This window comes from Streptomyces sp. NPDC097617 (assembly GCF_044761485.1).
Lineage (GTDB): Bacteria > Actinomycetota > Actinomycetes > Streptomycetales > Streptomycetaceae > Streptomyces.
Map to the genome: position 1 here is coordinate 19,848 of NZ_JBIWCL010000017.1, position 24,805 is coordinate 44,652.

Below are 24,805 nucleotides of genomic sequence, written 5' to 3' on the forward strand. Positions count from 1 at the left end.
CGGAGATCGACTGATGCTGACCGTTTGCTGACCAAGCTCCGGATATCAGGCCTCTGACGCGTAAATAGCAGCAGGTCAGGGTGGGTTTGGGCATGGCTGGGTGCCCGGTGGCCGTTGGTGGCTGTCGGGTGTCCGGTCCAGGGAGGGTCAGGCCGCGGTTTCCATCGGGTTGAGGGTGACGGTGTAGCCGAGCTGGTTGAGCTGGGTGATTGCGCGGCGGGTGGCCCGTTCGGGGTCGCGCTGGGTGAAGTAGGAGCCGCCGAGCTCGGCGTAGGGCTTGTGGTCGGTGAGCATGTGCCAGATCGCGGTGATGATCGAGTGCTCGACGGCGACCAGGGCCCTGAGCGGGCCGCGGCGGGCGGTCAGCCGCCGGTAACGGGCGGCGAGGTAGGTGTCCTTGGTTCTTACCGCGCCGAACGCTGCGAGGCCGAGTGCGCCTTTGAGGTAGGGGTTGCCGGGCCGGACCTTGGTGTTCTTGGTGCGGCCGGCGGACTCGTGGTGGCCTGGGCAGACCCCGGCCCAGGACGCGAGGTGCTTGGCGGAGGCGAAGCGGGTCATGTCCCCGCCGGTCTCCGCGATGATCACTTCGGCGGTTGCCTGGTTGATGCCGGGGATGGTGTCGAGCAGGTCGAGGGCGTCACGAAAGGGCGCCATCGCCTCTTCGACCCGCCTGCCGAGCTGGTCGATCATCCCGGTGAGCTGGTCGTAGTGGTCCAGATGCAGCCGGACCAGGAAGGCGTGGTGCTCACGGAAGCGTCCGGTCATCGCCTCGGTGAGTTCGGGAATCTTGCTCCGGAGCTTGCGTTTGGCCATCTCCGCGAGGGTCTGCGGGTCGCGTTCCCCGTTGACGAGGGCTTCGAGCATGGCCCGACCGGAGACGCCCATGATGTCGGAGGCGACCGCGGACAGCTTGATCCCGGTGTCCTCCAGGAGTTTCTCCAGGCGCTGGACGACCCGGGAGCGTTCCCGGGTGGCAGTGGTGCGGGCCCGGGTCAGGTCCCACAGTTCCCGGACGGGCTGCGGCGGGACGAAGGAGGGACGGACCAGCCCGTGAGCGCCGAGCTGGGCCAGCCAGGCCGCGTCCGAGACGTCCGTCTTGCGGCCGGGCAGGTTCTTGACCTGCCGGGCGTCCAGCTTCACCGGCCAGCTGCGACTGACCAGCAGCGAGGTCCTTTCACCCCCGCTCGATTCCAAGCGCCTCGTGGCGCACGAAGGGTTTCCAGTAGTCCGAGGTCGCCTCGATCACCACCAGGGTGACCTCGGCGGCGAGCAGGTGCTCGCGCAGGGCCAGGACCGCGTTCGTCGTCGAGCCCCAGGTGGTGGTCTCGGTGGTGAACGATCCCCGCCGTTTCGTACTCGGGGTCCGGACGCACACCTTGGCGTCCTTCTTGCCGATGTCCAGGCCGGCGCACCGTTCGTGCAGTACGTCCACGCTCCTGCTCCCTCCCGGTCGGTATGCCGTTCCGGGAGGGCCAGGGTGAATCAGGAATTCTGACGCACGTGCTCACAGCAACACTCCACGGTTCCCGTGGAAGGCCCCCAGCACCACGCTGACCTGCGAGCTCACAGGCATCACAGAGGCATCGGTTTCGGCCGGAACGAACCCCACCACCATCCCGGACCCGCACCATGCCCCGTCAGAGCGGACAGAAGCACCCCCGGCGCGCGCCGCGGCATTTACCACGCCCCCGGCGCGCACCGAAGGTGCGCTGGATCGCTGACCTGCGGGAAACGTCCAGATGTCAGATGTTGGACTTGAACATGGTACGAAACATGAAGAAGCTCCCCATTCGTCTGCTCCCTGCCTGCTCTTTCCAGGTCAAGGGCGGTCTCCGCAGGTTACAACCATTGGCATGTCCAGTCAGCTCCCGCCGGCCGATCGGGCGGGCGCCGCTCCCCCCGCTGCCGACGACCGGCTGAGGTTGGAAACTGGAGTATGAGCAACCTCCTTGGACTGCTCCGGCACCGGCTGCTCGGATCGACCACGGGCTCTTCCCTTCCCCCTCGCGGTCCCGGCCCGGAACCCCACCAGGAGCAGCAGGAGCACGCCCGGCCCGCCGGGGGAAAGACGCGGCGGCCGCAGCGTCTTTCCTCCCTCCTGAGCGTGCGCAGTGTGGCCGGCGAGGTGTTCCTCCTCCAGCTGGCCGTCGTGGTCCTTCTCGTCGCCGCCGCGGTCGTGGCGCTCGTCGTGCAGGCCCGCAGCTCCGCCATGCTGGACGCCCGGCACCGTACGCTCGCCGCCGCCGGAACGTTCGCGGAGTCCCCGGGCATCGTCGCCGCCCTGCGCAGCGAGCACCCCAGCGCGGTGCTCCAGCCGAGCGCCGAGGCGGCCCGGAAGATCGCCGGGGTCGACGGCATCAACGTGTACGGACTCGACGGGATCACCCTCGCCCACAGCGATCAGCGGCAGATCGGCAAGCGTGTCGTCGGCCCCTTCGCGCAGGCGGCGGCCGGCAAGTCCTTCACCGAGACGTTCGCCGGGTCCCTGGGGCAGTCCGTGGTCTCGGTGGTTCCCGTCAAGGACGCCGAGGGCAAGGTCATCGCCGTCGTGTCCTCCCCCGTCACGGTCCAGAACGTCCAGGGCATGGTGAACGGGCAGCTGCCGGTCGTCCTCGGCACCGCCGCCGCGGTGCTGGCCCTGTCCGCGGGCGGGACGGCCCTGGTGAGCCGTCGGCTGCTGCGCCGGACCCACGGCCTGGGACCGGCCGAGATGACGAGCATGTACGAGCACCACGACGCGGTGCTGCACGCGGTGCGCGAGGGCGTACTGATCGTCGGCGGCGGCGGCCGGCTGCTGCTGGCCAATGACGAGGCGCGGCGGCTGCTCGACCTGCCGGCGGACGCGGAGGGGCGTCCCGTCACGGACCTGGGCCTGGAGGAGGCGATCGCCGATCCGATCGCGTCGGGACGTTCCGCGACGGACGAGCTGCACATGGCGGCCGAGCGGCTGCTGGCGGTGAACATCCGGCCCACCGCCCCGTACGGGAAGGCCGGGACCGTCGTGACGCTGCGGGACACCACCGAGCTGATGGCGCTCTCTGGCCGGGCCGAGATGGCCCGTGAGCGGCTGAAGCTGCTGTACGACGCGGGGGTGCAGGTCGGAACGACTTTGAACGTGGAGCGCACCGCGGAGGAACTGGCGGAGGTGGCCGCCCCGCGGTTCGCCGACGTGGTCACGGTCGACCTGCTGGAGCCGGTGCTGCGCGGCGAGGAGCCGTCCGAGGCGCATGCCGAGATGCGCCGCACCGCCGTCGTGGGTCTGGAGGGCGACCACCCGCTCTCACCCGCCGGCGAGCTGATCCGGTTCGCTCCCGGCGGCCCCATGGCCGCCGGGCTGGCCGGCGGCCACGCGGTCCTGGAGGCCGACCTGCACGCCACCCACCGCTGGCGGGCCCAGCACCAGGCCAACGCCCGGCAGATCCTGGACCGCGGCATCCACTCCCTGATCGTGGTGCCGCTGCGGGCCCGGGGCGTGGTGCTGGGGATGGCCGGCTACTGGCGGGGACCGGACTCGCCGCCGTTCGACGAGGAGGACGTGTCCTTCGCCGAGGAGCTGACCGCCCGGGCGGCCGTTTCCGTCGACAATGCCCGGCGCTACACCCGCGAGCACACCATGGCCGTCACCCTGCAGCGCAGCCTGCTGCCCCGGGGCGTGCCGGAGCAGTCCGCCGTCGAGGTCGCGCACCGCTATCTGGCCGCCCAGGCCGGGGTGGGCGGAGACTGGTTCGACGTCATACCCCTGCCCGGCACCCGGGTGGCCCTGGTGGTGGGCGATGTCGTCGGCCACGGTCTGCACGCCGCCGCGACCATGGGGCGCCTGCGCACCGCCGTGTACAACTTCTCCACCCTCGACCTGCCCCCGGACGAGCTCCTGAGCCACCTGGACGAACTGGTCGCCCACATCGACACCGACGAGCAGGAGTGGCAGGGCATCACCGGAGCCACCTGCCTGTGCGCCATCTACGACCCCGTCTCGGGACAGGTGACCGCCGCCACCGCCGGGCATCCGGGACCCGCTCTGGTCCACCCCGACGGGACCGTGTCGTTCCCCGAGGTGCCGGTCTCCCCGCCGCTGGGGCTGGGCGCGGGCATGCCCATGGAGAGCGTGACGCTCACCCTGCCCGAGGGCTCCCGGCTGGCGCTCTTCACCGACGGGCTGATCGAGGGCCGCGACCGTGATCCGGACGTCAGCCTGGCAGCGCTGCGCACCGCCCTGTCCGGGCCCTCACGCACCCCGGAGGAGACCTGCATCGCGGTGATCGACGCGATGCTGCCCGCCAGGCCCAGCGACGACGTCGCGCTGCTGGTGGCCCGCACCCGCCTGCTGGATCCGGCGCGGATCGCCGAGTGGGACGTGGCCCCCGACCCCGCGGCGGTGTCCCCGGTGCGCAACGCCTGCGCCCGCCGACTGGTGGAGTGGGGCCTGGAGGACATCTCGTTCACCACGGAACTCATCCTCAGCGAGCTGATCACCAATGCCGTCCGCTACGGCACCGAGCCCATCCGGGTGCGCCTGCTGTACGACCGCTGCCTGGTCTGCGAGGTCTCCGACGGGTCCAGCACCTCCCCGCACCTGCGCCGGGCCGCGGACACCGACGAGGGCGGGCGCGGCCTGTTCCTCGTCGCGCAGTTCGCCGAGCGCTGGGGCACCCGCTACACCGCCCGCGGAAAGATCATCTGGAGCGAGCAGACCCTGCACGAGGGGGCCGCGCCACCCGCTATCGATCTCGGGGAAGCGCTCCTGTCCGCGTGGGACGACGAGGGGTTCTGAGCACGCGCCCGCCGCGGCGGGCGCGGGGAGGAAGGCGGCGGACACCACCGCCCGGGACTGCGCCGGCCGGGCCACCGACCGTACGCTGGCTTCGACAGGTACGCGATCACCCGTTATGGAGCCTTTGTGCCCGCACCCCGTCTCCGGACAGCCTTCGTCGCCGCCTTCCTGGCCCTCGCGGCGGCGCCCCTCGGCGCCTGCGGAGACAAGCCCGCCGCCGCGCCCAGGGCGCCGGCGGTGGCCACCTCCGCGGCGGACGCCGGCGGCATGGCGGCACTGGTCGCGGCGGCGAAGAAGGAGGGCGCGCTCCACACGATCGCGCTCCCGCGCGACTGGGCCAATTACGGCGCCCTGATCGACGGCTTCGAGAAGAAGTACGGGATCAAGGTCACGGTGGAGAACCCGGACGGTACCAGCCAGGACGAGATCAACGCCCTGAAGGAGCACAGGGGCGACGGCCGCGCCCCCGACGTGATCGACGTGGGGGGCTCGTTCGCACAGTCGGCGGCCCGGCAGGGCCTGCTGACTCCGTACGAGGTCGCCCAGTTCGACCGGATCCCCGAGGAGCAGAAGGACAAGGACTCCCGCTGGTACAACAACTACGGCGGCTACATCTCGATCGGCTGCGACGCCAAGCGGGTGAAGACCTGCCCCTCGACCTTCTCCGATCTGCGCAAGCCCGAGTACAAGGGCCAGGTCGCGCTCAACGGCGACCCCACCAAGTCCGGCTCCGCCTTCGCCGGCGTGTACGCGGCGGCCCTGGCGAACGGCGGGTCCTTCGACAACATCCAGCCCGGCATCGACTTCTTCGCCGAGCTGAGCAGGAGCGGCAACTTCATCCCGGTCGAATCCTCACCGGAGACGATCGCGCAGGGCCGGACCCCCATCAGCATCGACTGGGACTTCCTCAACCTCGGTTACGCCGACCAGTTCCGCGAGAAGGGCGTGGACGTCGACTGGCGGACAGCCATCCCCTTCGACGGCAGCTTCGCCGAGTACTACGCGAACGGGGTGAGCAAGGAGGCCCCGCACCCCGCCGCGGCCCGGCTGTGGCAGGAGTACCTCTTCAGCCCCGAGGGCCAGAACCTCCGGCTCGGCGCCTACGCACGCCCCGTCCTCATGGAAGCCATGGCGCAGGACGGCACCCTCGACGTGGCCGCCGCGGAAAACCTGCCGACGGTCGAGGGCACCCCGACGTTCCCGACGAAGGCGCAGCGCGAGAAGGCGAGGGAAACCGTCAACCGCAACTGGCCCGAGGCCGTCCGGGGCCGATGACGGACCGGTAGCGCGCGGCCGCCCGGAGGAAGGCGTCATTCTCCTCCGGCAGGCCGACGGTGACGCGGACCCCGTCCCCGGGGAAGGCCCGTACGAGTACGCCTGGCGGGCGCAGAAGCCGGCGCGGCACCCGCGCCCGCGCCCGTCTGCCGCTGCCGGGTCGACGGCGTGCGCCGCGGACGGCGGCAGCTGGATCCACCTGTCACGGGATCGCGGTACCGGGGATTTCTCCGAGTGGATCGGGTGTCGTCAAGAGGCGTATTAGTGGGACTTTCGGGACCGTCCGGCCGTCACGGACAGTGGCCTCACGTCGTCGTTGATCGACCGATCCGACTGAGGAGACTGACCACCGCATGGCCACTCACGACCGCGGGCCGCTGCCCCTGACCCCGCCGCAGAACGGCGTCTGGTTCGCGCAGCAGCTCGACCCCACCCGCCTCGACTACACCATCGGCGAGTACCTGGAGATCCGCGGGGCGGTGGATCCGGAGCTGCTCGCCGAGGCGGTGCGCACGATGGTGGCCGGAACCGAGACGCTGTGCGTCCGCTTCGCCGTCGTGGACGGGGTGGTGTGCCAGATACCTGCCGGTCCGCCGCCGCTACGGATGGAGACGATCGACGTCAGCGGCCATCCCGACCCGGAGGCCGAGTCCGAGCGGCTGATGCGCGCCGAGCTGGCCCGGCCGACGGACCTGGCGACCGGGGACGTGTGCCGCTTCCTCCTGGTTCGGACCGGTCCGGCGGTGTACCGCTGGATGCAGGCCTACCACCACCTCGTCGCGGACGGGGTCACCGGCCCGCTCCTCGCGCGGCGGACCGCGCAGGTGTACTCGGCGCTGGTCGCCGGCGAGCCCGTCCCCGCGCCCGGGAGCACGCCGTGGGCGCGGATCGTGGCCGAGGAGGAGGAGTACGCCCGCTCCCAACGGTACGCGGCCGACCGGGAGTTCTGGCGGGCCCGGCTGGACGGCGCCCCCGAGCCCGTGTCCTTCACCGGCAGTGCTCCGGCGCCCGCCTCCGGTACGACGGTGCGGGTGAGCGGCGAGCTGGACCCCGACGACGCCCGCACCCTGCGCGAGGGCGCGCGCCGGCACGGCACGCGCTGGTCGGCGCTGGTGATGGCCGCGGCCGCCGCCCACCTGCACCGGGCAGGCGGCGCCGAGGACGTGGTCCTCGGCCTGCCGGTCACCGGACGCACCACCCAGGACGCCCGCCGCACGCCCGGCATGTTCTCCAAGGTCCTGCCACTGCGGCTGTCCGTCACCGGGGACACCACGGTCGGCGAGCTGGTACGGAGCACCTCCGCCGGCATCAAGGACGCCCTGCGCCACCAGCGGTACCGGATCGAGGAGTACACCGGGACCGGGCCCCGGCCGTGGGACGCCGCGGTCAACCTCATGTCCTTCGACTACGAGCTGTCCTTCGCCGGCGCTCCCTCGGCCGCCCACAACCTCTCGGTCGGCCCGGTGGAGCACGTCTCCCTCAACGTCTACGACCGCGGCGGCGACAGCCAGCTGACCGTGCAGGCCGAGGGGGACGCCGCCGATATCGGCACGGACGAACTCGAGGCGCTGCGGGTACGGTTCACCCGCTTCCTGGTCGCGCTCGCGCAGGCCCGCGACGAGGCCCCGGTCGGCTCGCTGCCCTTCCTGACCGCCGAGGACGAGGAGCGCCTGGCCGCCTTCGCCGAGGGCGGCAGCGACGACGCTGCCCGCGACGGGCTGCTGCACACGCTCTTCGAGGAGGCCGCGGCGCGCGCACCCGAGTCGGTCGCCGTCGTCTGCGCCGGTCAGGAGGTCAGCTACGGCGAACTCGACACCTGGGCGCAGGACATCGCGGACCGGCTGCGGCCGACCGTGGAGCTGGGCACCCCGGTCGGCGTGTGCGTGGAGCGCTCGCCCGCGATGGTCGCGGCCCTCCTCGGTGTCCTGAAGGCGGGCGGCTGCTACGTACCGCTCGACCCCGGCCTGCCGCCCGAGCGGATCGCGTACATCGTGCGCGACGCGGGGCTGCGCACGGTCGTCGCCGGGCCCGGCGCCCACGAGCGGCTGCCGCACGACCTGCCGTCCGTGGTCCTCACCGGAGCGGTGAGCGACCCGGTCCGCCGCGGCCGCGAGAGCGCGGCGGTGCCGCCGGCGTCCGCCGCGTACCTGCTGTACACCTCGGGCAGTACGGGCGAGCCGAAGGGCGTCGTCGTCCCGCACGCGGCGGCCGTCGACTTCGTACGCGGCCACCTCGCACTGTGCGGGGCGGGCGACGACACCGCTTTCGGCGGGTCCGGACGCACCGAGCGCTTCCTCGGGTTCGCCTCGCTGTCCTTCGACGTGTCGGTCCTGGACGTCTTCGGCTCCCTGCTGAGCGGCTCAACCCTGGTCCTCGCCACCGACGCCGAGCGAGTCGACGTCGACCGGCTCCAGGCGCTGCTCGCCGACCACGCGGTGACGGTCGCCGACCTGCCGCCTGCGCTGCTGCCGCTGCTCGACCCGGCCGCCCTGCCCGCACTGCGGTTCCTGTCCACGGGGGGCGAGGCCCCGTCGGGCGACGCCGTCGACCGCTGGGCGAGCGACGGACGCGAGGTCTGGAACGCCTACGGGCCCACCGAGGCCGCCGTGTCCGTCACCATGCACCGGGTGGCCCCGCCCTCGTACGGCCGGACCCCGCCCATCGGGCGCCCCATGGCCCACCACCGCGCGTACGTGGTGGACCGGGGGCTACGGCTGCTGCCGCCGGGGGCGACCGGCGAGCTGTGCGTGGCCGGCGCCGGTCTCGCCCAGGGGTACGCGGGGCGCGCGGCCATGACGGCCGACCGGTTCGTGCCCGATCCCTTCTCCGGTGCTTCCGGTGCCGCTGGTGCTCCCGGTGCGCGGATGTACCGGACGGGCGACCTCGTGCGCTGGTCGGCGCGGGGCGAGCTGGAGTTCCTCGGGCGGGTCGACCGGCAGGTCAAGATCAACGGCCACCGCATCGAACTGGGCGAGATCGAGGCGGTGCTCGGCCGGCAGCCCTCGGTGGGGCAGGCCGCGGTGATCGTGCACGCGCCGGCCGGCGGCGCCCGGCGGCTGGTCGCCTTCGTGGCGCCGCCGCAGGACGGCCCGGCGCCCGATACGGCTCTGCTGGCCGCGGAGTTGGGCCGGGTGCTGCCGGGCTACATGGTGCCCCGCACCTTCGTCGCGGTGGACCGGCTGCCGCTCACGCCGGGCGGCAAGGTGGACCGTGCGCGGCTGGACGTACCGCGGGCCGCGGCCCGTCCGGAGCGCCCCGAGCGCCCGTACGGCGCCGTCGAACTGGCCCTCGCGGCGCTGTTCTCCGACGCCCTCGGCACCACCGCCGATCCGGACGACAACTTCTTCGAGCTCGGCGGTGACAGCATCACCGCCCTCACCCTGACCAGCCGGGCACGGGCGCACGGCTTCTCCTTCACGCTGCGCGACGTGTTCGCGCACAAGACGCCGGGCGCTCTCGCCGCGGCCGTCGGCGAGCCGGACGCCGGTACGGCCGTGGCCGCCGGTCCGGCCGTCGACGTGTGCGGTCCGCTGCCCGCGACGCCGGTCATGCGGTGGCTGCTGGACGGGCCGGGCCCCGTCGCACGCTTCAGCCAGTCCATGGTGCTGGCCCTGCCCGAGGGCGCCGACGACGCGACGCTCGTACGGGTCCTGCAGTCGGTCGTGGACCGGCACGGGGCGCTGCGCCTCGGCGTGGCCGAAGGCCCCGGGGGCCCGCTGTGCAGCGTCGGCGAACCCGGTTCGGTCGACGTGTCCGAGCTGTACCGCACGGTCGCCGTGACGGGGGCGGACGAGTCCGCCCGCGCCGCGGTCGTGGCGGAGGCGGCCCGGGTGGCGGCCCGCCGGCTGGACCCCGCGGCCTCGGTGATGCTGCGGGCGGTCCGCTTCGACGCCGGTGGCGCCTCGCCGGACCGGCTGCTGCTGTGCGTGCACCACTTGGCCGTGGACGGGGTGTCCTGGCGGATCCTGACGGCCGACCTGGCCGCGGCCTGGGAGGCCGCCGTCGCCGGGCGTCCGCTTCCGGCCGCCGACGGGGAGGTGTCGTTCCGCGCCTGGGCCCACCACCTCGCCCTCCAGGCGCACGCTCCGGAGGTGCTCGCCGAACTCCCCTTCTGGCGCTCGATGCTGGAGGGCGCCGCGGCCGGCCCGGATCCGCGCGTGCCGTGGCACCGGGTCCCCGACCCGGTACGGGACACCGCCGGCGCCACCCGCGCGCTGACGCTCGACCTGCCCGCCGAGGTCGCCGGCCCGCTGCTGGCCCGGGTGCCCAGCGCGCTGCGCACCGGCCCGGCCGAGGTGCTGCTCGCCGGCCTGGTCCTCGCCGCGCACCGCCTCCGCTCCCCCGGTACCGCCGCCGGGCCGCTGCTGGTCGATCTGGAGGGCCACGGCCGCATGGACCGCACCGGCCGCCACGACCTGGCGCGCACCGTGGGCTGGTTCACCACGCAGTACCCGGTCCGGTTCGACCTGGACGGCCTCGACCTGGACGCGGCGGCCCGCGGCGGCGACGCGCTCGCCGAGCTGGTCGCGCGGATCCACACGGCGATCGCCTCCGTACCGGACCACGGCACGGGCTTCGGTCTGCTGAGCCGCCTGAATCCGCAGACCGCCGCGGAACTGTCCGAACTCCCGCGGCCCCGGATCCTGTTCAACTACCTGGGCCGGTTCTCCGGCGGGGACGAGGCTCCCTGGAGCCCCGCGCCCGAGGCCGGCGGGCTGCGCGCCGACGTGGATCCGGCCATGCCCGTCGAGCACGTCCTGCAGATCGACGCCATGGCCGTGGACAGCGCCGAGGGCCCCTCCTTCACCGCGGTCCTCACCCATCCGCAGGCCCTGCTGGGCGACGCCGAGGCGGACGCCCTGGTGTCCGCCTGGGGCGAGGCCCTGCGCCTGCTGGCCAGCTGGACGGGCGCCGCCCGACCGCGCCGCCTCACCCCCCGCGACCTGCCGCTGGCGAGGCTGACGCAGCAGGAGACGGACGCCCTGTCCGCCCGCCACACCGGGCTCGCCGACGTGCTGCCGCTCTCGCCGCTCCAGGAAGGCCTCTTCTTCCACTCCGCCTTCGACACGGGCGCGATGGACGCCTACACCGGCCAGCTCGTCCTCACTCTGGAAGGCCCGCTGGACGAGGACACCCTGCGGACGGCCTGCGACCGGCTGCTGCGCCGCCACCCCGCGCTGCGCTCCGCCTTCACCGACCAGGGTCTGGACCGCCCGGTGCAGGTCGTCCTCGAATCCGTCGAGGCCCCGTGGGAGACGGTGGACCTCGCCGGGCTCTGCTCCGCGGACGGGCTGCGGGAGTGGGAGCGGCTCCTCGCCGCCGACCGGGCCCGCCGCTTCGACCTGGAGCGGCCCCCGCTGGTGCGCTTCACCCTGGTCCGGTTCGGCGCCGCCGAGCACCGGCTGGTCATGACGAACCACCACATCCTGTGGGACGGCTGGTCCTCGGCCGTGCTGGTGCGCGAACTGCTCGCCGGATACGCGCAATGCACCGCGCGCGCCGGTGAGCCCGGGCCCGGGGAGAGCGGTCCGGTCGCGGAAGGGGTCCCGTACCGCTCGCACCTGGACTGGCTGGCCCGCCAGGACGACGGCGCCGCCGAGGCCGCCTGGAGCGGTGCGCTGGCCGGGCTGGAGGAGCCGACCCTGCTGGGTGCGGCCGACCCCCATCGGATCGACGCACTGCCCGAGCGGGCCTCGGTGGAACTGTCGGCGGAGCTGACGGCGCGGCTCACCGCGCGGGCCCGTACCGCGGGCGTGACCCTCAACAGCGTGGTCCAGGGCCTCTGGGCGGTCCTGCTGGGGCGGGTGACCGGGCGGGACGACGTGGTGTTCGGCGGCACCGTCTCCGGGCGCACCGCGGACGTCGCGGGCATCGAGGAGATGGTCGGGCTGCTGATCAACACGCTGCCCGTGCGGTTCCGGATCCGCGAGGACGAGCCGCTGCTGGCCGCGCTCGCCCGGTTCCAGGACGAGCAGGCGGACCTGATGGACCACCAGCACGCCGGGCTCGCCGGCATCCAGCGGGCAGCGGGGCTGGGCACCCTCTTCGACACCACGGTCGTCGTCGAGAACTATCCGCTCGACCTGGAGTCGATGCGGGACCTGGCCTGCGGCCCGCGGCTGACCGGGGTGGAGGGCTCGGACGCCACCCACTACACCGTCAACCTCATCGTCCTGCCCGGGGAGCGGCTGCGGCTGCACCTCGACCACCGTACGGACGTCCTCGACGCGCGGACGGCACGCAGCCTGGGCGAGGCCCTGGAGCGGCTGCTGACCGCCGTCGCCGACGCCCCCGCCACCCCGGTCGGGGAGGTGGACCTGCTCTCCGAGGAGCAGCACGGGCTGATCCGGGCGTGGAACGGAACGGCCGTGCCCGTCCCCGCCACCACGCTGGTGGAGCTGTTCGCCCAGCAGGTGGCCCGGACGCCCGGAGCCCCGGCGACCGCCTTCCGGGACGAACGCCTGTCGTACGCCGAACTCGACGCCCGAGCCGAGCGGCTGGCCCGGGAGCTGTGCGCCCGGGGAGCCGGTCCGGAGCGGATCGTCGCGGTCGCGCTGCACCGCTCCACCGAGATGGTGGTCTCGCTGCTGGCCGTGCTGAAGTCGGGGGCGGCCTACCTGCCGGTGGACCCGTCGCTGCCGGCGGAGCGGATCGCCTACCTGCTGTCCGACGCCGAGCCCGTCCTGCTGCTCGCCGGAGACGAGGTGGCTGCCGCGCTGCCGGCCGCCGCGGACCTGCCCCTGCTGGATCCGGCATCCGTCCACGGCGACGGCGCCGGTGCCGGTGCCGGTGCGCAGTTGCGGGCCCCGCTGCCCTCGCACCCCGCGTACGTGATCTACACCTCCGGGTCGACAGGGCGGCCCAAGGCCGTCGTCGTGGAGCACTCGGCCATCGTCAACCGGCTGCTGTGGATGCAGGACCGGTACCGGCTGGGCGCGGACGACCGGGTGCTCCAGAAGACCCCGTTCGGCTTCGACGTGTCGGTGTGGGAGTTCTTCTGGCCGCTGCTGACCGGCGCGGCGCTGGTCGTCGCCGAGCCCGGTGGGCACAAGGACCCCGCCTACCTCACCCGGGTGATCCAGGAGGAGTCGATCACCACCGTCCACTTCGTCCCGTCCATGCTGGCGGCGTTCGTGGAGGACCCCGAGGCGGGCGGCTGCCGTTCGCTGCGGCGGGTCGTGTGCAGTGGCGAGGCGCTGCCGGAGGAACTGAAGAACCGTTTCCTCGACGTGCTCGACGTGCCCCTGCACAACCTCTACGGGCCCACCGAGGCGGCCGTGGACGTCACGCACTGGGACTGCCTCCGCGAGGACACCGGACCCGTGCCGATCGGCCGCCCGATCTGGAACACCTCCCTGTACGTGCTCGACCCGCGGGGGCGGTCCGTCCCGGTGGGCGTGGCGGGCGAGCTGTTCCTCGCGGGCGCGGGCCTGGCCCGCGGGTACCTGCGGCGCCCGGCGCTGACCGCCGAGCGCTTCCCGCTGGACCCGTTCGGCCCACCGGGCTCGCGCATGTACCGCACCGGCGACCTGGCCCGCCACCGGGCCGACGGTTGCGTGGAGTACCTGGGCCGCACCGACGACCAGGTGAAGATCCACGGCTTCCGGATCGAACTCGGCGAGATCGAGACGGCGCTGGGCCGCCTCCCCGGTGTGGGACGGGCCGCGGTCGTCGTCCGCGAGGACGTTCCGGGCGAGCGCAGGCTCGTCGGCTACGTCGTCCCGGAGCCCGGGGCGGACCCGGATCCCGACCCGGAGCCGATGCGCGCCGAACTGGCGCGCTCCCTCCCGGAGTACATGGTGCCGGTGCTGGTCGTCGTGGACGGGCTGCCCGTCACGGCGAACGGCAAACTCGACCGCAGGGCGCTCCCGGCGCCCGCCGCGGCAGCCGCGGCCACCGGTTACGAACCGCCCGCCGGGGAGACCGAGGAACTGGTCGCCATGGTGTGGGCCTCCGTACTGGACGCGCCGCGGATCGGCCGCCACGACGACTTCTTCGCCCTCGGCGGGCACTCGCTGAGCGCCACCCGGGTGGCGGCCCGGCTGCGCCAGTCCCTCGGCCTGGACCTGCCCCTGCACACCCTCTTCGAACAGCGGACCGTCGCCGCTCTCGCCACCGCCGTCGAAACGGTGCTGCTGGCCGAACTGGAGGCCGAACCGGCCCCGTTCGGAGCCGGTACCGAGACCGCCACCGACGGCGTTCCTTCACTCGTACTTCAGGGAGAGACCTCGTGACCACCCAGGAGAGCCTGCCCGCCGGCGTGGACAGCCGACTGGCCGCCGCCCGCGAACTGCTGCGCCGCCGCGTGCGCGCCGCACTGGCCGACTCGGCCGCCGGTCCGGCGGCCGAGTCGGCCCCCGCCCCGACCGCCGACGGCCCCGACGCCGCACCCGTCGCCTCCTTCGCCCAGGAGCGGATGTGGCTGGTGGACCGGATGATGGACGGCACCCCCGGCTACGCGATCCCCGAGGTCGTCCGGCTGCGCGGCCCCGTCCGGCCCGACCTGCTGCGCGGCAGTCTGACGGCCGTCGTCGCACGTCACGCACCGCTGCGCACCGTCTTCGAGGAGCGCGACGGCGCCCCGCACCCGGTGGTCCTGCCCGCTCCGGCGGCCGTCCCGCTGCCGGTGCTGGACCTCGGCGACGCCCCCCTCCCGGATCTGGAGGAGCGGGCCCACGCCCTGGCCCGGGAGGAGGTGCGCAGGCCCTTCGACCTCGCGGCGGGCCCGCTGCTGCGCGCCCTGCTGATCCGGCTCGGCGCCGAGGACCATCTGCTGGTGCTGGTGGTCCACCACATCGCCACCGACGGCTGGTCCATGGGGCTGCTGTGGCAGGAGCTCTCCGAGGGCTACGCGGCCCTGCTCGCGGACCGTCCCCTCGCACGGGCGGCGCTCCCCCTGGGCTACCAGGCGTACGCCCGCACCCAGCGCGACCGCTTCGCCTCGGGTGCGATGGACGGGCAGCTGCGCTGGTGGGAGAAGTCCCTCGCGGGGCTGGAACCCCTCGAACTGCCCACCGACCGGCCCCGGCCCACCCGCCGCAGCGGCGACGGCGCGAGCCTGGACTTCACCCTCGACGCCCGCCTCACCGAACGGCTGCGCCGGATCGCCGAGGGCGGTGGAGCCACCCTGTTCATGACCCTGCTCGCCGGCTTCCAGGCCGCGCTGGCCCGCTGGGCCGGCCGCACCGACATCGCCGTCGGCACTCCGGTGGCCGGGCGCGACCGGGTGGAACTGGAGCCCCTCGTCGGGTTCTTCGTCAACACCGTGGTGCTGCGGGCCGACCTGTCGGGCGAGGTGGGGTTCCGCGAGCTGCTCGGCCGGGTCCGCCGGGCGACGGTGGACGCGTACGACCACCAGGAGGTGCCCTTCGACCGGCTGGTGGAGCACCTCAGTCCCGAGCGCGTCGGCGACCGCAACCCCCTCGTCCAGGTGATGTTCGCGTCGGCGCCGGACGAGACGGCCGGACTGCGGCTGCCCGGCCTGGACGCGCGTACCGTACGGACCGACTTCGGCGGATCGCTCTTCGACCTGAGCGTCTTCGTCTCCGAGGGCGCCGACACCTGCTCCGGCTCGCTCGTCTTCGACACGGACCTGTTCGACCGGGCCACCGCCGAACTCGTCCTCGGCCACTACCTGGAGCTGCTGGTCTCCGCCGCCGAGGAGCCCGACCGCCCCCTGGCCGAGCTGCTGCCCTCCGCCCCGACCGCGGCCCGGCTCGCGGCCGGGGGCCATGGCGCGGCCCGCCGCGACCTCGCCGCGGCCACCCTCGTGGAGCTGTTCGCGGAGCAGGCCCGGCGCACCCCGGGCGCCGAGGCCGTGGTCTGCGGCGCCGAGCGCCTGACCTTCGCCGAACTCGACGCCCGGTCCGACCTGTTGGCGGCCCGGCTGGCCGCCGCCGGGGTGGTGCGCGAATCGCCGGTGGCCCTGCTGATGGAGCGCTCCGTCCACCTCCCGGTGGCGATCCTCGCCGTCCTGAAGGCCGGCGGGCTCTACGTCCCGCTCGGCGAGGGGTTCCCGGTCGCCCGGCTGCACTGGATGCTGGAGCGGACCGGCGCCCGCCTGCTGCTGGCCGATCCGGCGACGGCCGGCCACGAGGCGGTCCGCACCTCGCCCGTGCCGGTGCTCGACGCGAGCGCCCCGGTGGACGGGGCTCCGGCCGGCCCGGTCCCGTATCCGCCCTCCTCGCCGGACCAGTTGGCGTACGTGATGTACACCTCCGGTTCCACGGGCGAGCCGAAGGGCATCGGTGTCACGCACGCCAATGTCGCGGCGCTCGCCCGGGACACCGCCTTCGGCGCCGCGCACCGCCGGGTGCTGGCGCACTCCCCGCTGTCGTTCGACGCCTCGACGTACGAACTGTGGGTGCCGCTGCTGTCCGGTGGACAGGTGGTCATGGCGCCGCCCGGGCGCGTGGACACCGCGGCCCTGACCCGGCTGGTGGAGGAGCACGGGATCACCTCGCTGTTCCTGACGGCCGCCCTGTTCAACCTGGTGGTCGAGGAGTGCGTGGAGCTCCTGACGCGCGTGCGGGAGGTGTGGACGGGCGGCGAGGCCGCCTCCCCGCACTCCTTCGCCCGGGCGCTGGAGCGGGCTCCGCAGACCGTCCTGGTCAATGTCTACGGGCCCACCGAGACGACGACCTTCGCCACGCGGCACCGGCTGGACCCCCGTGCCGGGGCCGTCGCGGACGGCCGGATCCCCATCGGCACCGCCCTGGACGACACCCGCCTGTACGTCCTGGACGAGCGCGGCCGCCCGGTCCCCCAGGGCGCCGTCGGCGAGCTGTGCATCGGCGGAACCGGCGTGGCCCGCGGCTACCTGGGCCGGCCCGGCCTGACCGCACGGCAGTTCACCCCCGACCCGTACGGCGCGCCGGGCGCCCGGATGTACCGGACGGGCGACCTGGCCCGGCGGCGCCCCGACGGCGCCGTCGACTACCTCGGCCGGATCGACCAGCAGGTCAAGATCCGCGGCCACCGGATCGAGCCGGGCGAGATCGAGGCCGAACTCGCCCGCTGCCCGCGGATCGGGCACGCGGCGGTGGTGGTCCGCGAGGACACCCCCGGCGAGCAGCGGCTCGTGGCCTACGTGGTGCCCTCGGAGGGGCAGGTCGCCGATCCGGCCGAGCTGCAACGGACCCTCGCCGCGCGGCTGCCCGCCTACATGCTGCCCTCGGCGATCGTCCCGCTCGACGCCCTGCCGGTGACCCCGAACGGCAAGCTGGACCGGCGCGCGCTGCCCGCGCCCCCGGACGACGGGGTGCACCGGGCCGCGTTCGCGGCGCCCGCGACGCCGACCGAGGAACTCGCAGCGGCCGTGTGGGGCGAGGTGCTGGGCACCGAGCGGATCGGCCGCCACGACGACTTCTTCGCGCTCGGCGGCCACTCCCTGCGGGCGACCCGCGCCGTGTCGCGGCTCGGCGCCCGCCTGGGCACCGGAGTGCCGCTGCGGCTGCTCTTCGAGCACCCGACGCTGGAGCGGTTCGCCTCGGCGCTGGACGCCCTGCGCGCCGACGGGACCGGCACGGCCGCGACCGCCGTCACCGTGATCGGCGCCCGCCCGGCCGGTGAGCCCGCGCCGCTGTCCTTCGCGCAGCAGCGCCTGTGGTTCCTGGACCAGCTCCAGCCCGGCCGGCCCGACTACAACATCCCCGTCGCCGCCCGGCTGCGGGGCCCGCTCGACGCCGACGCGCTGGCGGCCGCGCTGAGCGCGGTGGTGGCCCGGCACGAGGTGCTGCGCTCGCGGATCGCCGAGGGCCCCAGGGGCCCCGTACAGACCGTGGAGGCGCCGGAGGTATTCGCCCCCGTCCGCACCGACCTGGGGGACCTGCCTCTCGAGGCGGCCCGCTCCCGGGCGCTGGGCCTGGCGCACGCGGACGCCGCCGCCCCCTTCGACCTGGGCTCCGCTCCCCTGCTGCGGGCCCGCGTGGTGCGGGTCGCGGACGAGGAGCACCTGCTCGTCATGGCCTTGCACCACACCGTCGGCGACGGCTGGTCGATGCCGGTGCTGTGGCAGGAGCTGTCCGCCGCCTACGCGGCGCTGCGCCGGGGCGAGCGTCCCGCACTGCCGGAACTGGGCCTTCAGTACGGGGACTTCGCGTACTGGCAGCAGCACCGGCTGGCGAACGGCGACGCCGACGCGGGGATCGCCCACTGGCGGGAGGCCCTGGGCGGGCTGCCGGCCCTGGAGCTGCCCACCGACCGGCCGCGGCCGCAGGTGCGCTCCGGCGCGGGCGGCTCCCTCGTCCTGGAGGTACCGGCCGAGCTCGCCGAGCGGCTCGGCACTCTGGCCCGGGAGCGCGGCGCCACCCTGTTCATGGTGCTGCTGGCCGGCTTCCAGGCGCTGCTGGCCCGTTACACGGGCCAGGCCGACATCGCGGTGGGCTCGCCCATCGCGGGCCGCGACCGCACCGAACTGGAGCCGCTCATCGGCTTCTTCGTCAACACCCTCGTCCTGCGCACCGACCTGTCCGGCGACCCGGCCTTCGGCGAACTGCTGGGCCGGGTGCGCAGGACCGCGCTGGCCGCGTACGAGCACCAGGACGTGCCCTTCGACCGGCTGGTCGAGGAGCTGCGGCCGGAGCGCGACCTCAGCCGCAACCCGCTCTTCGACGTGCTCTTCCAGCTGCATCCCGAGCAGCCGGCCGACCTGCCGCTGGAGGGGGTGGAGGTCGAGAGCCTCGACACCTCCAACGGGACGGCCAAGTTCGACCTCAGCCTCGCGATGACGGAGCACCCGGGCGGTCTGACCGGCACGGTGCAGTACGCCACGGACCTCTTCGACCGGGCCACCATCGAGCGGTTCGGCGCCCACTACCTGCGCCTGCTGGCCGGCGCCGCCGAATCCCCCGACGCGCCGCTGTCCCGGCTGGACGTGCTGTCCCCGCAGGAGCACGCCGCCCTGCTCGGGGAGGAGTCCGGGCCGCGGGCGGACCGGCCGGCGAGCCGGACCCTGCACTCCCTGGTGGCGGAGCAGGCCCGGCTGCGGCCGGACGCCCCCGCCGTCACCTGCGAGGGCCGCACCACCAGCTACGCGGAGCTCGACGCCGCCGCCAACCGGCTGGCCCACCGGCTGCGGGAGTTCGGGATCGGCCCGGAGACCAGAGTGGCGGTGCTGGCCGGCCGCGACCTGCGCATGCCGGTCTGCGTCCTCGCGGTGCTGAAGGCCGGCGGCGCCTATGTTCCGGTCGACGCGGGACACCCTGCCGACCGGGTCCGCACCGTCCTCGCCGACAGCGGCGCCCGTCTCGTCCTGACAGCGGGCCTGCCCGGCGGGCTGCCCGCGGACCTGGCCGGCGCCGTACCGGTCCTGGACCTGGACGCCGAGCAGCACGTGGTGGACGCGCTGCCCGCCACGGAGCCGCCCGCCGCGGCCTCCCCCGCGCACCTCGCCTACCTGCTGTACACCTCCGGGTCCACCGGCCGCCCCAAGGGCGTGGCGGTCACGCACGCGGCCGTCACCGGCTATCTGGAGGCGCTGACCTCCACCTTCGGACTCGGTCCCGAGGACGCGGTGCTCGCCCGGACGGCACTGACCTTCGACCCGTCGGTACGCGACCTGTTCGCCCCGCTGACCACCGGCGGCCGCATCGTCCTGGCCTCGCAGGACGAGGCCGGGGATCCGGACGCCCTGGCCCGGCTGCTGCACGCGGAGGGTGCGACGGCGCTGCTGTCGATCGTCCCGTCGATGCTGGAGCCGCTGATCGCCGCCGTCGGCGGGCCGGCGGCGGCGCTGCGGCTGGTGATGACCACCGGTGAGGCGCTGACGCCCGGTCTGGCCCGCGCCGCGCACACCCTCGGCCTGCCCGGCAGGTTGCGGCTGGTCAACCAGTACGGCCCCACGGAGTGCACCAACACCACCACATACCACGAGGTGACGGACGCCGACATCGAGGCGGGACGCATCCCCATCGGGCGGCCGCTGCCGGGCGCCCGGGTGCTCGTGCTCGGCGAACACCTCGAACCGCTGCCCCGGGGCGCGATCGGTGAACTCTTCATCGCCGGACGCGGGGTGGCCCGCGGCTACCTCGGCGATCCGGCCCGCACCGCCGAGGCCTATCCGCCGGACCCGTACGGGCCGCCCGGCGCGCGCATGTACCGCACCGGCGACCTGGCGCGACTGCGCTCCGACGGGGTGCTGGAGTTCCACGGCCGCCGGGACAACCAGGTCAAGGTCCGGGGCCACCGCATCGAACTCGGCGAGGTGGAGGCCGCGTTGCTGCGCCACCCGGACGTCGCCCGGGCCGTGGCCGCCGCGCACGGCGAGGGCGCCGACCGGCTGCTCGCCGCGTATGTGGTCTGGCGCGACGGCAGCGGTGATCCGGCCGCCGTACTGGACTTCGTCCGCGCGGCCCTGCCCGCCGCGATGGTGCCCTCCGCGCTGGTCGTGCTGGACGCGCTGCCGCTGACCCCGAACGGGAAGACCGACCGCAGGGCCCTGCCCGCGCCGGAGCCCGGCACGGGGGCGGGGGCCCGGACGCACGTCGCACCGCGCACCCCGCTGGAGCGGATGGTCGTCGAGGTGTGGGAGGAGGTGCTCGGTGAAGGCCCGATCGGGGTCCGCGACCACTTCTTCGAGCGCGGCGGGCACTCCCTGCGCGCCACCCGGGTCATCTCCCGGCTGCGCGCCCTGCTGGGCCTGGACATCCCGATGCAACTGCTCTTCCGGCACCCGGTGGCCGAGGACCTGGCCCGGGCGCTGGCCTCGCCGGTCGCGGCGGACACCCCGGAACCGGCGATCCCCGCACTGCCGGCGGGCCCGGGCCCGCTGTCCTTCGGGCAGCAGCGGCTGTGGCTGCTGGACCGGCTCCAGCCGGGCCGGCCCGACTACAACATGCCCGGCGCCGTGCGGCTGACCGGGGAGCTCGACTCCGCGGCCGCCCTGGGCGCGCTGGAGGACGTCGTCGCCCGGCACGAGGTGCTGCGCTCGCGGATCGAGGAGACCGGGGAAGGCAGTGGCGAGGGAACGTTCGCGGCCCGCGTCGTGCCCGGTCCGGCCTCCCTGTTCACGCCCGCCTTCACCGACCTGTCGGAGCTGGGTGCGGCAGCGGCCGGGGAGCGGGCGCGGGAACTGGCGGCGGACGACGCCGCGCTGCCCTTCGACCTGGCGGCAGCGGGCCCGCTGCGGGCCCGGTTGGTGCGGATCGCCCCGCGGGAGCACCTGCTGGTGATCGTCGCCCACCACATCGCCTTCGACGGCTGGTCGGTGGGGGTGTTCTGGCGGGAGTTCTTCGCCTCCTACCACGCCCGCACCCTCGCGGAGGCCGAACCGCTGCCCGAACTCGCCGTCTCCTACCGTGATTTCGCTTCCTGGCAGCGCGACCGCCTGGCCGGCGACGCCCTCGCGGGCACCCTGGACCACTGGCGTGAGCGGCTCGACGGGCTCGCCCCGCTGGACCTGCCCACCGACCGGCCCCGGCCGGCCACCCCGTCCGGGCGCGGCGAGCAGTTCTCCTTCGTCCTGCCCGAGCCGCTGCTGCGGGGGCTGCGCGACCTGGGCCGCCGGCACGACGCGACCTTGTTCATGGTGCTGCTGGCGGGCTTCCAGGCCCTGCTGGCGCGCTGGTCCGGCGGCGAGGACGTGGCGGTGGGCTCCCCCATCGCCGGCCGCGACCGCACCGAACTGGAGCCGCTCATCGGCTTCTTCGTCAACAGCCTGGTGCTGCGCACCGACCTGTCCGGGAATCCCGGCTTCGGCGAACTGCTGGAGCGGGCCCGTGAGACGGCGCTCGGTGCGTACGCCCACCAGGAGGTGCCCTTCGAGCGCCTGGTGGAGGAGGTGCGGCCGGAGCGCGACCTGAGCCGCAACCCGCTGTTCCAGGTGATGCTCGTGCTCGACGAGGAGGCCTCGAAGCCGCCCGCGCTGCCCGGGCTGGACGTCGAACCGCTCTCGCTGGCCAGCGGCGCCTCGAAGTTCGATCTGTCGCTGTACTTCGTCGAGGAGGAGGGCGCGCTGCGCGGCGAGGCCGTGTTCGCCACCGACCTCTTCGACCGGGAAAGCGTCGAGCGCATGACCTCGGCGCTGGCCGAGCTGCTCTCGGCCGCGGTGGCCGACCCCTCGACCCCGCTGGCGGCCCTGCCCCTGATGGGCGCCGTGGAGGAGGACCGGATCCTGCGCGCCGGCGGCGGCGTCGCCGAGCCGGCCGCCGACCGGCCGCTGCCCGTGCTCGTCGGCGAACAGGCCTCCCGTACGCCGCGGGCCGTCGCCGTGGACGACGGCGAACGGAGCCTGACGTACGCCGGTCTGTGGGAGGTCTCGGGCCGGCTGGCCCGGGAGCTGGCCCGGCTGGGCGTGGGAGCGGAGACGGCGGTGGCCGTCTGCGCGGAGCGTTCCGCGCTGCTGCCGGCCGCGCTGCTGGGCGTGCTGCGCTCCGGCGGCACGTACGTGCCCGTCGACCCCGGATATCCGGCCGACCGGATCGGCTACATGCTCGCGGACAGCGGCGCCCGGGTGCTGGTGGTGTCGGGGCTGTCCGGCGCCGCGCAGGTGCCGGACGGGGTCGCCGTGGTGGACCTCGACGCCCTGGCCCAGGACGGGAGCGCGCCGGCCGGCTTCACGTCCGTGCCTGCCGAACCGCAGCAGTCGGCCTACACCCTGTACACCTCGGGCTCCACGGGACGCCCGAAGGGGGTCACCGTCCCGCACCGGGCGCTGGCCAACTTCGCCCGGGACATGGTGCGCAGGCTGGAGCTGACGGCCGGTGACACGGTCGCGGCCGTGACCACGGCCTCCTTCGACATCGCCGTGCTGGAGCTGCTGGTCCCGCTGGTGTGCGGGGCGACCGTGCGGGTCGTCGACCGGGAGACCGCCCGGGACGGCGCCCTGCTCGCGAAGGAGCTGGACGCGGCGCCGGTCACGGTCGTCCAGGCCACCCCGGCCACCTGGCACCAGCTGATGGAGTCCGGCTGGCAGGCGCCCCGGGTACGGGCGCTGTGCGGCGGCGAGGCGCTGCCGCCGGCCCTGGCCGAGCGGATGCGGACGGCGCTGGGCACGGTCTGGAACGTGTACGGGCCGACGGAGACCACCGTCTGGTCCACGGCCCACCGGCTGTCCGCTCCGGTCGGCGACGGCCCGGTGCCGATCGGTGCGGCGCTCGCCAACACCCGGCTGCACGTCCTGGACGGGGCCCTGCGACCGGCGCCGGTGGGGGTGTTCGGCGAGCTCTACATCGGCGGCGACGGGGTGGCCCGCGGCTACCACGGGCGTCCCGGGCTGACCGCGGACCGCTTCGTGCCCGATCCGTACGGGGCGGGCGAGCGGCTGTACCGCACCGGTGACCTCGTACGCACTCTCGCGGACGGCTCCCTGGAGTACCGCGGCCGGGCCGACGGCCAGGTGAAGGTGCGCGGCCACCGGATGGAGCTCGGCGAGATCGAGTCCGCGCTCGCCCGCCACCCGCGGGTGCTGGCGGCGGCGGTGGCCGTCCACGGCACGGGGGTGGACGCCGTACTGGCCGGCTACGTGACCTGGCGGGACGAGGAGGGCGATCCGCGGGAGCTCGGCGACTTCCTGCGCCAGGACCTCCCCGAGTACATGGTGCCGGCGGTCCTGACCGCGCTGGAGCGGCTCCCGCTCACCCCGAACGGCAAGCTCGACCGCAAGGCGCTGCCCGCTCCTTCGGCGGACGCGGTACGCGGCGACGGCGCCGGGCGCATCGCCCCGCGCGACACCACCGAGCTGCGGATGGCGCGGCTGTGGGAGCAGACCCTGGGCACCGCCCCGATCGGGGTCCGCGACGACTTCTTCGCGCTCGGCGGGCACTCGCTCAAGGCGTTCGCCCTGATGGCGGCCGTGCGCCGGGAGTTCGGGGTGGAACTGCCGCTGAACATGGTGTTCCGCCGGCGCACGATCGAGCTGCTGTGCGAAGCGCTGCCCGACGCGGGGGCGGCCGCCGCCAGGCTGCTGGTGCCGCTCACCGACGGGGACCCGGCCCGTCCGCCGCTGGTCCTCGTCCATCCGCGGGGCGGCGACGTCGTCTGCTACCGGGACCTGGTGCGGGACCTTTCCACCCGCCCCGGGGGCGACCGGCGCGTCCTCGGCCTGGAGTCGGTGGGCTACAACACCGGCGAGACCCCGCTGGAGCGGGTGGGCGAGATGGCCGAGCGCTATCTGGCCGCGCTCCGCGAGGAGCAGCCGCACGGCCCGTACCTGCTGGCCGGCTGGTCGTTCGGCGGGACGGTGGCCTACGAGATGGCCGCCCGGCTGGAGGCCGCCGGCGAGGAGGTGGCCTTCCTCGGCCTGATCGACGCGGCCGCGCCGGGCGCCGCGCCCGGCGGCCGGGCCGGCATCGCCGGCGGGCCGGGCGATCCGGACCTGCTGCGGTACGGCATCGCGGCGGGACTCGACGCCGGGTCGGCGCGCGAACTGGACGAGGAGGAACTGCTCGACGTCCTGGTGCGCCGGGGCCGGGAGGACGGCTCCCTCCCCCGCACCTCGCCCACGCGGGCCCTGCGCAGGCTGCTGCGGGTCGCCGAGGCGAACGGGGCGGCCTCCGCCGCCTACCTCACCGACGCCGTACTCGGGGTCGGCCTGCACCTGTTCACCGTCGACGAGCAGCATCCCGAGCTCGCCACCCCGCTGGTGGACCCGGCGGCCTGGCGGCCGCGCACGGCGGGCGCCGTCGTACGGGCCGCGGTCCCGGGCAACCACCACGACCTGGTGGACCCCCCGCACTGCGCCGCCCTGGCGGAGCTGCTGGCCGCCGCCCTGCCCTCCTGACCCGCTCCACCCCCGCACCCCCTTCCGCATCCCGCATCCCG

The 24,805-nt window shown here is 74.5% G+C and carries 4 protein-coding genes and 1 pseudogene; 4 read left to right on the plus strand and 1 reads right to left on the minus strand.

Annotated elements, in window-relative coordinates:
- Positions 1-147 precede the first annotated feature (147 nt).
- Positions 148-1,476: pseudogene (locus tag ACIQZO_RS25055) on the minus strand (IS110 family transposase); the annotation flags it as partial.
- Between the two features lie 460 nt (positions 1,477-1,936).
- On the opposite strand from ACIQZO_RS25055, the gene ACIQZO_RS25060 reads away from it, so the two are divergent.
- The 4 genes from ACIQZO_RS25060 (at position 1,937) to ACIQZO_RS25075 (ending at position 24,764) form a co-directional block, all read left to right on the plus strand.
- Positions 1,937-4,771: a SpoIIE family protein phosphatase gene (locus tag ACIQZO_RS25060; RefSeq protein WP_403629902.1), complete on the plus strand. Its 2,835-nt coding sequence runs from the start codon at positions 1,937-1,939 to the stop codon at positions 4,769-4,771.
- Between the two features lie 126 nt (positions 4,772-4,897).
- Positions 4,898-6,046, plus strand: coding sequence for an ABC transporter substrate-binding protein (locus ACIQZO_RS25065; RefSeq protein ID WP_403629905.1), 1,149 nt, complete (start codon positions 4,898-4,900; stop codon positions 6,044-6,046).
- Positions 6,047-6,399: 353 nt separating this feature from the next.
- Positions 6,400-14,280, plus strand: a complete 7,881-nt coding sequence (locus ACIQZO_RS25070; RefSeq protein WP_403629906.1) for an amino acid adenylation domain-containing protein — start codon at positions 6,400-6,402, stop codon at positions 14,278-14,280.
- On the plus strand, positions 14,277-24,764 hold the full coding sequence (locus ACIQZO_RS25075; protein WP_403629908.1) for an amino acid adenylation domain-containing protein: 10,488 nt from the start codon (positions 14,277-14,279) through the stop codon (positions 24,762-24,764). Before ACIQZO_RS25070 ends, ACIQZO_RS25075 begins: the two co-directional genes overlap by 4 nt.
- Positions 24,765-24,805: the final 41 nt, after the last annotated feature.

Coding starts and splice junctions, on each gene's coding strand:
- ACIQZO_RS25060 (WP_403629902.1), top strand. CDS start 1,937: ATGAGCAACCTCCTTGGACTGCTCCGGCACCGGCTGCTCGGATCGACC.
- ACIQZO_RS25070 (WP_403629906.1), top strand. CDS start 6,400: ATGGCCACTCACGACCGCGGGCCGCTGCCCCTGACCCCGCCGCAGAAC.